The sequence below is a fragment of the Klebsiella sp. CTHL.F3a genome (assembly GCF_019890895.1).
Classification (GTDB): Bacteria; Pseudomonadota; Gammaproteobacteria; order Enterobacterales; family Enterobacteriaceae; genus Klebsiella; species Klebsiella grimontii.
In genome coordinates this window covers 4,096,898-4,108,911 of record NZ_CP082360.1, presented here as the reverse complement: position 1 = coordinate 4,108,911, position 12,014 = coordinate 4,096,898, and the positions used below count along the sequence as shown (strand labels likewise).

Genomic DNA, 12,014 nt, shown 5'->3' with positions numbered 1-12,014 from the left:
TGAATAGCATGGTGTATGCATATTGTATTTTTCAGGGTGCCATTAATCTGAAAAATGAAATTTCCACGTGCAGTGAGGAAGGAGTATTCATGAAACAAACCGTTTATACCGCCAGCCCGGAAAGCCAGCAGATTCACGTCTGGGATCTGGATCTTGAGGGGAAACTGACCCTGGTGCAGGTTGTTGATGCCCCGGGCCAGGTACAGCCGATGGTGGTGAGCCCGAACAAAGAGTTTCTCTACGTCGGCGTGCGTCCGGAGTTTCGCGTACTGGCCTACCGCATTGCGCCCGATAATGGCGCCCTGACTTTCGCTGGCGAAGCTCCGCTGCCGGGTAGCCCAACGCATATTTCTACCGATCATCAGGGGCGTTTTGTGTTCAGCGCTTCCTATAACGCGGGCTGCGTGAGCGTTACGCCGCTGGTGGACGGCCTGCCGCGAGAAGCGGTGGCGGTGGTTGAAGGTCTGGAAGGCTGCCACTCGGCAAATATCTCTCCGAATAATCGCACCCTATGGGTACCGGCGCTGAAGCAGGATCGTATCTGCCTGTTTACCCTGAGCGACGACGGTTTCCTCGCAGAGCAGGAGCCGGCTGAAGTGACCACCGTTGAAGGCGCAGGCCCGCGTCATATGGTGTTCCATCCGAATCAGCAATACGGCTACTGCATAAACGAACTGAATAGCTCCGTTGACGTCTGGGAGCTAAAAGATCCGCACGGCAAAATCGAGTGCGTGCAGACCCTGGACATCATGCCGCCTGATTTTGCCGGCGTGCGCTGGGCGGCGGATATCCATCTGACCCCGGATGGCCGTCACCTCTACGCCTGCGATCGTACCGCCAGCATTATCACCATCTTCAGCGTCTCGGAAGACGGCAGCGTGCTGTCCATCGAAGGTTATCAGAATACCGAGACCCAGCCGCGCGGCTTTAACCTCGATCATAGCGGCAAATATCTGATCGCTGCCGGTCAGAAGTCCCATCATATCGCGGTGTATGAAATCGAAGGCGAGCAGGGGCTGCTCCAGGAAAAAGGGCGCTATGCCGTAGGCCAGGGCCCAATGTGGGTGGTGGTAAACGCTTACTAAGCCGGCGTGTTTGACAAAAACCTCGCCGCGGCGAGGTTTTTTTACGCCTGACGAAAGGGCTACTTCACCCGCATACGATACTCAATCATGCCGCTTTTTTCCGCAACCCAGTTATACAGACGCTGGCCCCGAAGGTTGGTCTCATGCGTATGCCAGTACAGGCTGGCGGAGTGGCGTTTTCGCGCCTGCCGTTGAACATACTCAATTAATTGTTTACCGATATGCTGACCCCGGACGTCCGGATCAACGAATAAATCTTCCAGATAGCAATAGTCGCTTTCGGCCCAGGTGGAGCGGTGGAAGAGATAATGAACGAATCCAACTATCTTCCCCTCACGTTTTGCTACGGCGCAAAACATCGGTTCGACCGGATTTAAAAACCGACTCCAGGTTAGGCGCGTCACCTCCTCCGGAATGTCGACGCGATAAAACGTCTGGTAGCTTTTCCACAGCGGCAGCCACTGGGCAAAGTCGTTATCAGCTGCGGGGAGGAGGGTGATTTGCCCGTGATTAATGTCGCTATTTTGGCTATTCATGGCGGTTCCTTACTTTTATAAATCGGGATGGTCTTTACATGCCGCTATGGTAGGCGCTCTTATGGTTCCTAAAAAGTGACACTTTATGTATATTCATAGGATCCACTTTTAGCTTACCGATCGCCATTACCGCTATGCCAAAACCTATTGCACCGCTGTTTCAGGAATTGTTGCTCCCGCGCGGCGTTATCAAAGATCAGCTGTATCACGCCCTGCGTAACGCGATTCTGGATGGGCGCTTAACGGCGGGTTCAAAGATCCCCTCCAGCCGGGCGCTGGCTGAGATGATGGCGATCTCGCGAAACTCGGTTATTGCCGGTTTTGACCGCCTGGTGGATGAGGGCTATCTGGTCACGCGCAAGGGGGCGGGCACCTTTGTTTGCGAGCATATTCCGGATAGCGTCATTAGCGAGTATGAATCGTCGCCACAGCCGGAAACGGCAATGGCCGCCGTTGGCCCGCTTAATCCTGACGTTGCCGCATTGTTGCCATCATGGTCTGAAAGAGAAGGGAGTGGTGAAATGCGTCAGGTTTTTGCCGTCGGTATCGGCTGTACCGATCTCTTCCCGCATGCGTTATGGGGGCGGCTGCTGGGGCGCGTCTGGCGGCAATCGCGCCGTGAGTTGGGGGCGCACGCCACGGCTTATGGATATCTACCTTTACGACAGGCGATTAGCCACTATATTCAGGCCACGCGCGGCGTAAATTGCCATGAAGATCGGGTTATTATTGTCAATGGTATTCAACAGGCGCTGGCCATTGCCGCTCAGGTTTTACTGGAAAAGGGCGATGAAGTCTGGCTCGATGATCCCGGCTATAACGGCGCGCGCGGCGCATTCGCCGCCCGGGGAGCGATGGTCCGGCCCGTTCGCGTTGACGGTGAAGGCATGGATATTCAGGATGGAATACGCCATTACCCGCAAGCTAAGCTGGTCTATACCGCGCCGTCGCATCAATTCCCGCTCAGTGGAACCCTTAGCCTGCCAAGAAGGCTTGCTTTGCTGGAATGGGCGCAAGCCAATCGGGCCTGGATATTTGAAGATGATTACAACAGCGAATTCCGCTATGCCGCCCGCTCTTTACAGGCATTGCAAGGGTTAGATAAACATCAGAGGGTTATCTATTCCGGCACCTTTTCTAAGATGATGTACCCCGAGTTTCGTCTGGGTTTTTTAGTGGTCCCTGAGCATTTGCGCGAACAGTTCGCCATAACGAAATATTACACCGATCTCTGTAGCGGATATCTGGAACAGGCCGTTCTGGCGCGTTTTATCCACGAGGGACACTATGCCAGCCATGTTCGTCGTATCCGTAAAGCCTGTTTTGAGCGAAAAAGCGCGCTGGAGGCGGCGATTGAACGCTATTTTGCCGGGCGTATGCGGGTGCATCCAACGGATTCGGGAGTGCATATCGTCTGCTGGTTAGCAGATGGTCTGAAAGCAAAAGAGGTCGTCGCTAAGGCGCGCCAGATCGGCTTAGGCGTGCAGACTTTTGCGCGATATTGCCAGCGGCCGATGTCGCGCGAGGGGGTTTTATTCGGTTTTGCCAACCATCCGCCAGAGGTGCTGCTCGACGGCGTTCGCCGCCTGGCCGGGGTGCTGTAGCGCAGTGATATCGGCGGTCTTTTCCACGGAATGAATAACGTTGATTACCGGGCTAGCATACTTATGTTGATTTAAAACTCGCCCCATCCAGATAATTCATCTGATGTCAGGTGGCGAGTTTTAAAAAAATGACACCGCGCGAGGATTTAACATATACCCACCGCTTTGGTAAAAAATAATCCTTCGATTCGCGTTATGCGACTTCCCTGTTAATGCGGAGCGGTTAATAAATTAGATATCATCCATTGTATAGCTTACGACGATTTCCAGCGTTTTGCGAATGACGTCCGCGGTTACCACGTCGCTAGTGGTCTCGAGAGCGGTAATCAACCAAAGAATAATTGCCTTGTTGCTGAGATGTCCCTCAGACTCAAGAATACTGCTAATAGCCAGCGACATAACCGCGGATTCATCAATCAGCCTATCGCCTGCATTGCGGAAATATTCAGAGAGTGCGTTATCGTTCAGGCCAGCGTAAATATCCGGTTGTTGATGTATAGTTTGTCTCATCATATTCTCTACTGTGTTAGTTAAACGATTGACCGCGAAGGGTCAGTGAATTTTATTTGTACCAGGCCGCGAGGGAGAACCTAATAAAGTCGTTTGTTCTGCCCAATTATTTTTAGCGTCTGAAGTACCCAGAGTTATTTTCTTACCACGGCGAGATACCCTATTACTGATTTCCTCGATAATATGCCCAAGGGTGTTCCGCCGCTTTGTATCGACTTCTCCCGCCTGCATGGCCTGGAGTTTATCGATCAGCGCTTGTTGACTTATAGGTCCCTTACTTTTGAGTAGGGATAAGACCGCTTCTCCAATCAGTAAATCTATTAATGGATCATAATCATCGTTGTTCATAACTGTATCTCTGATCATCGTCATCTCCATGACTGGGAATTTAGTCGCAAGCCGGTAATCGGTGTCAGATTCTGGCCCATCCCTTATATTTCCTCATTCAGTAACGACTCAAATCACCAGATAGCCGGAGGAACTTTTATCACTGGTTCTCGAACAGGAGGCCGATCAGCGTTTGATAATGGATCTCTTCTTCAAACCCAGAAGCGACTTCGAGGCGAGCCAACAGTTTTGTACACAGGGATTTGCGATTAAGGTTCCGTCCTTCATTGAGGATATCCATCACTATCTGCCCTAACGTTTCCTGCTGCGAAGGCAGTGAAGCTTTATTAAAGTAGTGGGCAATAGCGTTAGCCGTGTCAGGAATGTAACCGTTCTGCTGCATATGTGCTCCTGTCAGTTCAATCATCAGTAAACTTGCGATTAAAGTTATACAATGATTGCTAACTTGTACATAAAAAATGAAGAAAAAATGTTATTTTTTTTAATATTTTTTATAACTATTTGATTTTAAATGTTTTTTTTATCTTTTTTGTTGTGAGGGGAGGGCCAGCGTAAGATGTACGTCTTGTACAGGTGTGCCGTCAGGCAAGAATCGCAGTGAAATGAGTCGGTTAATGCAAAATATTTGTTAGGAAGACCGGCTGTTTTACAGGATTTATTGCAGTGGAACTGCTACTGTAATATCTCATTAGTTTTATCTCTTCTGTCGGAAATTTCATGCTCACTACCATCATTTATCGCAGCCATATCTGCGACAACGTGTCAATTAAATCGCTTGATAGCATGGTTGCTGAAGCAAATGTAAAAAATGGCCAGGAAGACGTGTCGGGGATTTTGCTTTTTAACGGCACCCATTTTTTTCAATTATTAGAAGGGCCTGAAGAGAAGGTTGAAGGAATTTATCGCCGTATCTGCACAGACCCGCGGCACCATAATCTTGTTGAACTGCTCAGGGATCATGGTCCGACGCGGCGCTTCGGCAAAATAGGTATGGAACTCTTTGATTTACGAGAGTATGACCGCGATGAAGTGCTGCAAGTTGTGCTGGATAAAGGCACAACGAAATATCAACTCACCTATGACGACAGAGCGCTCCATTTTTTCCGTACCTTCGTGGAAGCAACGGAAAAGGAGAACTATTACGAGATTCCTGCGGCCGAAAGCTGGGATTTTGTGACGGAAGGGGAAGCCTCGTATCCTGATACTCCGCTGGCGCGGGCCGAGTGCAGTTTCGCGTTCCAGCCGGTTATCGACCCGTTTGCGAAAGAGATCGTCTCCGTGGAAGCGCTGCTGCGTACCCCTTCTGGCGAATCGCCGGCAGTCTATTTTGATGGGCTGTCACGAGAGGAAATGTACTCAACGGACCTCCTTAGCAAGCGTATTGCATTTGCCATGGCGGGCCGTCTGCGCCTGCATGGACGCACTCTGTCGATTAACCTGCTACCGATGACGTTGGTAAATATTTCCGGGGCCGTCGAATTTCTGCTGGCGGAAATTGAATCCAATGGTTTGATTCCAGAACAAATTATCGTCGAGTTCACCGAGAGTGAAGCCATTTCCCGCATTGATGAATTCACCGATTCCGTGCGAAAGCTTAAGTCCGCAGGAATTCGCGTAGCGATCGATCACTTTGGCGCCGGATTTGCCGGGCTTTTGCTGTTGGCCCAGTTTCAGCCGGACCGCATTAAGATTAATCGCCAATTGGTTAAGGATATTCATAAGCACGGCCCAAAACAGGCCATCGTGCAGGCCATCATTAAATGCTGTAATTCGCTGGAAATCGCCATTTCAGCGGTGGGCATTGAGCAGCCGGAGGAGTGGATGTGGCTGGAGTCCGCGGGTATTATCCATTTCCAGGGAAATTTATTTGCCAGGCCGTGTCTGGGGGGAATTCCTGCGGTAGCATGGCCTGAGAAAAAAACAGCGTGGGAGCTGCTATAAATTTTTTTCTGCGGCGGAGTGCATGTTTACGTAAAAAAAACGTAGCGAAGGGTAAAATAATCATTCTTTTTTGACCTGTACATTGGCGTCCGACCTGTTTATTTTAACTGTACAAGAAAAGTTAATTGTACAATCCGGCTAAATTAGTTAATTTAGTCGGGAAAGTATTTTCAGGTAGAGGGCGCTAATGGCACATTACAGCATCGGCGAAGTTGCCGAACGTTGCGGAATCAACCCTGTGACTTTGCGTGCATGGCAGCGGAGATATGGTTTGCTCAAGCCGCAGAGAAGCGAGGGTGGACACCGCCAGTTTGACGAGGAGGACGTTCAGCGCATTGAGGAAATCAAACGCTGGATCGATCGGGGGGTTTCGGTTGGCAAGGTTAAGGCGCTACTGGAAGGCCAGCACCCTGAATCGCACGACGCAGGCGTTCTGCTCCAGGAAGAAATGATGTCTCTTCTGCGCCTTGTACAGCCTGCGAAATTACGTACCCGCATCATGTCACTCAGCCATGAATATCCCGTAGATAAACTTATTGACCAGCTTTTCATCCCGGTGCGCAGCAAGCTCAATCTCGATCAGAACACTTCCCTGGCCATCATAAGCATGCTGGACGGTATCCTGATTGATTGCGTGGCGCTTATTCTTGCGGAGTCGCGTAAAAAGGTGGGTAAAGAGACCCTGCTGGTAGGCTGGGGAAATGAAGATCGTACCCGGGTGTGGCTGGAAGCGTGGCGTTTATCGCAGCGCGCCTGGCATGTCAACGTGCTGGCAGAGCCGCTTGACTCTCCCCGCCCCGAGTTATTCCCCGGTCAGCATATTTTTGTCTGGACAGGCCGCGCGCTGACCCCTTTGCAGGCAGAATTACTGAGCCACTGGCAAAGCCAGGGCTACACTATCGAGTTTCACGGAGAGTAAGCGTAAGAGAGGGTTAGCAGCGGAACATTTTTAGAGATGTTATTCCGCCGCTTGTCTTCCCGAACCAACACCTGCCTGGCCGTTCGGTAACTGTCAGAAATTGAGCTGTGTCCAGGCTTTAAATGTTTCGCTGCGGCTAATATTAAAAAAATCTGTCCGGCCCGAGCAGCCAAGTTTTTTAATTAAGGTGAGGCGAATTTGATAAATTGTTTTAATATGTAAATTCAGGGACTTCCCTATATTCACCATCGCCTCGCCATTGTTCATCAGACGAATCACTTCTTTTTCACGGCTGGTGAAAATAATATTTTCTGATTCTCTGTCAGGCTTCTTGCCGAACAAGGTAGGGCGGAGAATAAAAGATTTTATCTCAGCCGGCGTTGCGCGTGCAGGAATTCTGTACATCGGCAGCTCGCTTAGAAAGTTTAAATCATTGCCATCGGTGAGCAGGACAAAACGAACTCTTTTGCGATCATAATGATGATTGAGCACCGCATAATAGTTATCGCTGGTGAAAAAGACATATTTTCCATGGAAACAGCCTGGTGATAACGAATCCAGTATCAGCTGTAATCCTTGACGAAGAAGGTTATTGTTAATCCAAAGATCGTAATGATTAAAAAAGTGACCTTGCTTGTCGTTGTTCATTTGTCCTCCGAGGCAGAAATGTTAATGCAGGCTTGATTTAACAAATCATATATCACGCTTAATGATGACTTTTGGCACGAAGCATATGCAGCGTTTGGATATATAAGTCGGCGAGAATTTCATTTTTTTCGATATTCAGGCGATGCTGCACTTCAACGATTAAACGATCGTGGCTAACGGTTTCATTCTCCGTCTGGGCCTGCACCATATGTTCGATATTTTTCAGCAAAGCAGAGTTCGCAATAAACTCTGCGGGAATTGTGTTTTTAGTCTGCATAGTATATCTCGAGTCATATTAGGCAATTAATCACCAAACAAAGATGTGGCTAGCCATCATCTTTGCGATACGGTTCTTCACCATCCCCAAGGAAATGGTGGGCATTTTTTTAAATCATAAGAATGCTGTAATGCAGGATTTAAAACTTACGTAATAACTATAGTCACGATTTTCAGGATGTACAATTTTTACGAATTAATTTTGTACATTTAGTTTATTTTTTTTAAATAATTCTTTAATTTATTGTTTTATATGAATATTTTATTGTAAAGATAATGCAGGAAACTTGTACAGAACGGCGTATGTGCAGGAATAACCTTCATGATGAGGGGATAGTGGTGAAGAAGAAGGAAGGGTACAGCGGGAAGAGAAAGAGACAAAGGGGGAAGGGCTCCCCCTTTCGGTTTGAGCGTTATTGCTTCGGTTCTGCGACGACAAAGCTTCCCACGCCGCGGTTGTTGTATTCCCACATGCGGTTGAAGTTCGTGTCGTTCAGGTTCCGCTGCGTGTTGCCTTTGGCATCCGCGGTACCAGTGTTGCCGCTAAACGGACGGTTTGAACCGACGGCATCAGCCCACGGTTTGGCAACATTAAAGCCTTCATTAATGACGCTATCGCGAATCACGACCTGCCCGTTGGTGTTGCCGTCAACGTCCAGAGAACGACCCAACTGCGCGACGTTATCGCCGGAAGCGGTAAAGCGGCTGTTCACTGCGAGGAAGCCGTAGGTCACGCTCTTCAGGGTCGCCGGAGCAAAGACGTAACCCTCTTTCTGGGTGCGTGAGTTGACCACGCGGAAGTCGGTATTATCGAACACCACCGCCCCACGGCCGGAAACGATGTCGACATCGCCTTCTATATAGCTGTTGCTGACCAGCGTACGGGTCTGACGGTTATCCTGCAGGCGGTTTTGTACGCCGCTGTTGGTCACGAAAAAGGTGTTCTGGCGGCCAAGGATGTTCACGTGGTTAATCTGCACCCGATCGCCATCGCTACGCAGCGCCACGGCCTGGTGGGTACCCGCGTCAACGCTGTCGCCGAGGTTGTTGGCGATAGTCAGGTTCTGCAACTGGAGATCGTTGTTCTGCGACCAGAAAACCGCTGAGCACATCACGCCAACGGTAGCGGTACGTTTGTTCTGGCAGCTGTCGTACATATACCAGGCCGGTTTACCCGGCATATATTTACCGCCCGGGTTGACCTGGTGACGCCAGGAGACCGGATCCATTTCTGAGTCAATTGCGGCGCTGATTTTAACGTCAATCGGCTTCTCGCCGGTGCCGTACAGGGTCAGCGCGCCGGGTGCCGCCGGCACGTATACGGTGCCGGCATATTCGCCCGGCATAATGGCGATAAACTGGCGACGATTAGAATGGCGGGTAATCGCTGCATCCACCGCGGCCTGAATGGTGGTGTGGGTTACCCCTTGGGTACCCGCAGTCCCAACGACAAAATCCGGCTGCGCCGGAAGGCTGATGGCGGACGGCGTCCACGCAGCAGCGTTCGGATCGAGAGACTGGAAATAGCTCGCCGGTAAAAAGTTCTTCGCCTCATCGGCGGTTAAAACAGGACGAGAGGCCGTGCCCGGCGCAGTCTGCGTGGAGGGTTGTTGATCGGCAGGCGTCGAACTACAGGCGGACAACGTCACGCCAAAGGCCAGCGCCAGCGCCAGGCGGGAAACGGAATATGTGTTCATATTGCTCCGGGCAAGAATAAATTAAGGGGATAAGTCCTTTAAAGCCTGCTGTTTTATACCAACTTAAGCGAAACGGGAAGATGTAGCGAAAAAAAGTTGCTTCCTTTACATAGCGAGCGGCTGGAATGGATCGCTTTTGATCACAAATAAATAACATTCGCCGCTGTCGGGTTGACATTTTTCGCGGAATCAAAATAAATGTCTATACAACCCATGACAAGTTGACGGCTATGACACACCTACCTTCCGAACGCGTAATCTGGCGAAACGTCCGCCTGGCCACGCTCGATCCTCGTTCCTCTCAGCCTTACGGGCTGCTGGATTATCATGCGCTGCTGGTACGCAACGGACGTATCGAAGCCATTGTGCCAGAAGGCCAGGCGCCCGCAGGGCAGAGTATTGACCTTGGCGGCAGACTGCTTACGCCGGGGCTAATAGATTGCCATACGCACCTGGTCTTTGGCGGCAGCCGGGCGCAAGAGTGGGAGCAGCGCCTCAACGGCGTCTCCTACCAGACCATTAGCGCCAACGGCGGCGGTATTAACGCGACCGTGCGGGCTACCCGCGACAGCAGCGAAGCCGAACTGCTGGCGCTGGCCCGACAGCGGCTGACTCGTCTGCTGCGCGAAGGGGTCACTACTCTCGAGATCAAGTCCGGCTACGGGCTGGATCTCGCAAACGAACGTAAAATGCTGCGGGTTGTACAACAGCTTGCCGCGGTGCATAGCGTTGAGATTTCCCCCACGCTGCTCTCCGCCCACGCCACGCCGCCGGAATATAAAGGCGACCCGGACGGTTATATTAATCTGGTATGTGAAACCATTCTTCCCACGCTGTGGGAAGAGGGGCTATTTGAAAGCGTTGATGCCTTCTGCGAAAACGTTGGCTTTAGTCCGGCGCAAACGGAAAGGGTTTACAGCACGGCCCAGGCATTGGGTATTCCGGTAAAAGGGCACGTCGAGCAGCTCTCTTCGCTGGGCGGCGCTGAATTGGTGAGCCGCTATCACGGTCTTTCCGCCGACCATATCGAATACCTGACGCCAGAAGGCGTGTCGGCGATGAGTCGCAGCGGCACCGTGGCGGTGCTCCTGCCCGGCGCGTTCTATTTCCTTAACGAAACCCGCAGGCCGCCGGTTGAACTGCTGCGTGAATATCAGATCCCGATGGCGGTGGCGACGGACTACAATCCCGGCACCAGCCCCTTTGCCAGCCTGCATCTGGCGATGAATATGGCCTGTGTGAAATTTGGCTTAACGCCGGAGGAGGCGTGGGCAGGCGTGACGCGTCATGCGGCGCAGGCGCTGGGCCGCAAGGCGAGCCATGGCCAGCTGGCGCCGGGCTTTGTTGCCGATTTCGCTATCTGGGATGCGGAGCATCCGGTGGAGATGGTTTATGAGCCCGGGCGCAGTCCGCTCTGGCAGCGGGTCGTTCGTGGAGAAATCGTATGAAGCTATGGCAACCTACCCCCGCCGCGCTTTGGCAGGGACGCGACGACAGCGCGGAGGCGGCCAACGCGCTGCGCCTGTTTCAGACTATCGTCCGGGCCGAGCGTTTTGAGCCGGAGAAGCTGGCTGGCGAGATTGCCCTGCTTGGATTCGCCTGTGATGAAGGGGTTCGGCGCAATAAAGGGCGCACCGGCGCTGAAATGGGGCCGGAAACCCTGCGCCGGGCACTGGCAAATATGGCCAGCCATGATGGACACGACCGCTGCGTGGATATGGGGACTATCCATGTGGTGGACGACGCGCTGGAGGCGGCACAGCAGGCGCTGCGCGAAGCGGTAACCGCCTGCCAACGCGCGGGCAAGCGTACGCTGGTCCTCGGCGGCGGGCACGAGACGGCCTTCGGCCACGGCGCCGGGGTTCTGGACGCGTTCCCGGGGGAGGAGGTCGGCATTATTAATCTTGATGCGCATCTGGATTTACGTATCGCCGACCGGGCCAGCTCCGGTACGCCGTTCCGTCAGCTGGCGCTGGCCTGCGAAGCGCAGCGGCGCGCTTTTCATTACGCCTGCATCGGCGTGAGCCGCGCCGCCAATACCCAGGCGCTGCTGGACGAGGCCGCCCGCCGCGAGGTGACGATTATTGAAGATCTCGATGTGCTTACCGCTTTCGAGGCGCGAGCGATCCCGGAGATCGCGCGAAATATCGCCCGCTACGATCGTCTGTATCTGACTATCGATCTCGACGTGCTGCCCGCCAGTGAAATGCCCGCCGTCTCCGCGCCTGCCGCGCTCGGCATCCCGATGGCCATGCTGCTGCGCATCGTCGAGCCGCTGTGCCGCAGCGGTAAGCTCCAGGCGGTGGATTTGGTGGAGTTTAATCCGCAGTACGATATTGATAGCCGTGGAGCCCGCACGGCAGCCCGCCTGGCGTGGCAAATCGCCCATTGGTGGCGGTAGCGATTCGGTATATTCTGGACGTTTCGCCGCCCATTTGCACAAGGAAGCC

General features: G+C 52.4%; 13 protein-coding genes. 6 read left to right on the top strand and 7 right to left on the bottom strand.

Annotation, left to right across the window (positions count from 1 at the left end):
- Positions 1-89: 89 nt before the first annotated feature.
- Entirely contained in the window at positions 90-1,085 is a 996-nt protein-coding gene (gene pgl, locus K7H21_RS19340) for a 6-phosphogluconolactonase (RefSeq protein WP_004130618.1), read from the top strand.
- 59 nt (positions 1,086-1,144) lie between these two features.
- Here pgl and K7H21_RS19335 read toward each other — a convergent pair whose 3' ends face one another.
- A complete protein-coding gene (locus K7H21_RS19335; protein WP_004130619.1) occupies positions 1,145-1,621 on the bottom strand; it encodes a GNAT family N-acetyltransferase in 477 nt (158 codons plus the stop codon).
- A 134-nt stretch (positions 1,622-1,755) separates the two neighbouring features.
- Between K7H21_RS19335 and pdxR the strand changes: the two genes are divergently transcribed.
- On the top strand, positions 1,756-3,225 hold the full coding sequence (gene pdxR, locus K7H21_RS19330; protein ID WP_004130620.1) for a MocR-like pyridoxine biosynthesis transcription factor PdxR: 1,470 nt from the start codon (positions 1,756-1,758) through the stop codon (positions 3,223-3,225).
- A 231-nt stretch (positions 3,226-3,456) separates the two neighbouring features.
- On the opposite strand, the gene K7H21_RS19325 is transcribed toward pdxR, so the two are convergent.
- The 3 genes from K7H21_RS19325 to ycgZ form a co-directional block, all read right to left on the bottom strand.
- Complete coding sequence (locus tag K7H21_RS19325) at positions 3,457-3,723, bottom strand: biofilm development regulator YmgB/AriR family protein (protein ID WP_032742286.1); 267 nt, start codon at positions 3,721-3,723, stop codon at positions 3,457-3,459.
- 54 nt (positions 3,724-3,777) lie between these two features.
- Positions 3,778-4,101, bottom strand: coding sequence for a hypothetical protein (locus K7H21_RS19320; protein WP_032742080.1), 324 nt, complete (start codon positions 4,099-4,101; stop codon positions 3,778-3,780).
- Positions 4,102-4,222: 121 nt separating this feature from the next.
- Positions 4,223-4,465 (bottom strand): regulatory protein YcgZ, encoded by a 243-nt coding sequence (gene ycgZ / locus K7H21_RS19315; RefSeq protein ID WP_004130623.1) that lies wholly within the window; start codon positions 4,463-4,465, stop codon positions 4,223-4,225.
- A 335-nt stretch (positions 4,466-4,800) separates the two neighbouring features.
- Here ycgZ and K7H21_RS19310 point away from each other — a divergent pair, with 335 nt between their 5' ends.
- Together K7H21_RS19310 and K7H21_RS19305 are read left to right on the top strand one after the other, a co-directional pair.
- Entirely contained in the window at positions 4,801-6,024 is a 1,224-nt protein-coding gene (locus tag K7H21_RS19310) for a diguanylate phosphodiesterase (RefSeq protein ID WP_004130625.1), read from the top strand.
- A gap of 187 nt (positions 6,025-6,211) precedes the next feature.
- Positions 6,212-6,943, top strand: a complete 732-nt coding sequence (locus tag K7H21_RS19305; protein WP_004130627.1) for a MerR family transcriptional regulator — start codon at positions 6,212-6,214, stop codon at positions 6,941-6,943.
- A 93-nt stretch (positions 6,944-7,036) separates the two neighbouring features.
- Here the strand turns inward: K7H21_RS19305 and K7H21_RS19300 are convergent, their stop codons facing one another.
- The 3 genes from K7H21_RS19300 to K7H21_RS19290 form a co-directional block, all read right to left on the bottom strand.
- The gene (locus tag K7H21_RS19300; protein WP_004130629.1) at positions 7,037-7,591 is read right to left on the bottom strand and encodes a LuxR C-terminal-related transcriptional regulator; all 555 of its coding nucleotides are present in this window, start codon (positions 7,589-7,591) and stop codon (positions 7,037-7,039) included.
- A 58-nt stretch (positions 7,592-7,649) separates the two neighbouring features.
- Entirely contained in the window at positions 7,650-7,868 is a 219-nt protein-coding gene (locus tag K7H21_RS19295; RefSeq protein WP_004130630.1) for a hypothetical protein, read from the bottom strand.
- Positions 7,869-8,280: 412 nt separating this feature from the next.
- Positions 8,281-9,564, bottom strand: coding sequence for a putative acyl-CoA thioester hydrolase (locus K7H21_RS19290; RefSeq protein ID WP_049123128.1), 1,284 nt, complete (start codon positions 9,562-9,564; stop codon positions 8,281-8,283).
- A gap of 230 nt (positions 9,565-9,794) precedes the next feature.
- Here K7H21_RS19290 and hutI point away from each other — a divergent pair, with 230 nt between their 5' ends.
- Together hutI and hutG are read left to right on the top strand one after the other, a co-directional pair.
- Complete coding sequence (gene hutI / locus K7H21_RS19285; protein WP_375339067.1) at positions 9,795-11,012, top strand: imidazolonepropionase; 1,218 nt, start codon at positions 9,795-9,797, stop codon at positions 11,010-11,012.
- Complete coding sequence (hutG, locus tag K7H21_RS19280) at positions 11,009-11,965, top strand: formimidoylglutamase (protein WP_004130636.1); 957 nt, start codon at positions 11,009-11,011, stop codon at positions 11,963-11,965. Before hutI ends, hutG begins: the two co-directional genes overlap by 4 nt.
- The last annotated feature ends 49 nt before the right edge of the window (positions 11,966-12,014 follow it).

What these genes read in the sequence shown, in the direction of transcription:
- pgl (WP_004130618.1), top strand. Translation starts at nt 90, where the DNA reads ATGAAACAAACCGTTTATACCGCCAGCCCGGAAAGCCAGCAGATTCAC.
- K7H21_RS19335 (WP_004130619.1), bottom strand. Translation starts at nt 1,621, where the DNA reads ATGAATAGCCAAAATAGCGACATTAATCACGGGCAAATCACCCTCCTC.
- pdxR (WP_004130620.1), top strand. Translation starts at nt 1,756, where the DNA reads ATGCCAAAACCTATTGCACCGCTGTTTCAGGAATTGTTGCTCCCGCGC.
- K7H21_RS19320 (WP_032742080.1), bottom strand. Translation starts at nt 4,101, where the DNA reads ATGATCAGAGATACAGTTATGAACAACGATGATTATGATCCATTAATA.
- ycgZ (WP_004130623.1), bottom strand. Translation starts at nt 4,465, where the DNA reads ATGCAGCAGAACGGTTACATTCCTGACACGGCTAACGCTATTGCCCAC.
- K7H21_RS19310 (WP_004130625.1), top strand. Translation starts at nt 4,801, where the DNA reads ATGCTCACTACCATCATTTATCGCAGCCATATCTGCGACAACGTGTCA.
- K7H21_RS19305 (WP_004130627.1), top strand. Translation starts at nt 6,212, where the DNA reads ATGGCACATTACAGCATCGGCGAAGTTGCCGAACGTTGCGGAATCAAC.
- K7H21_RS19300 (WP_004130629.1), bottom strand. Translation starts at nt 7,591, where the DNA reads ATGAACAACGACAAGCAAGGTCACTTTTTTAATCATTACGATCTTTGG.
- K7H21_RS19295 (WP_004130630.1), bottom strand. Translation starts at nt 7,868, where the DNA reads ATGCAGACTAAAAACACAATTCCCGCAGAGTTTATTGCGAACTCTGCT.
- K7H21_RS19290 (WP_049123128.1), bottom strand. Translation starts at nt 9,564, where the DNA reads ATGAACACATATTCCGTTTCCCGCCTGGCGCTGGCGCTGGCCTTTGGC.
- hutI (WP_375339067.1), top strand. Translation starts at nt 9,795, where the DNA reads ATGACACACCTACCTTCCGAACGCGTAATCTGGCGAAACGTCCGCCTG.
- hutG (WP_004130636.1), top strand. Translation starts at nt 11,009, where the DNA reads ATGAAGCTATGGCAACCTACCCCCGCCGCGCTTTGGCAGGGACGCGAC.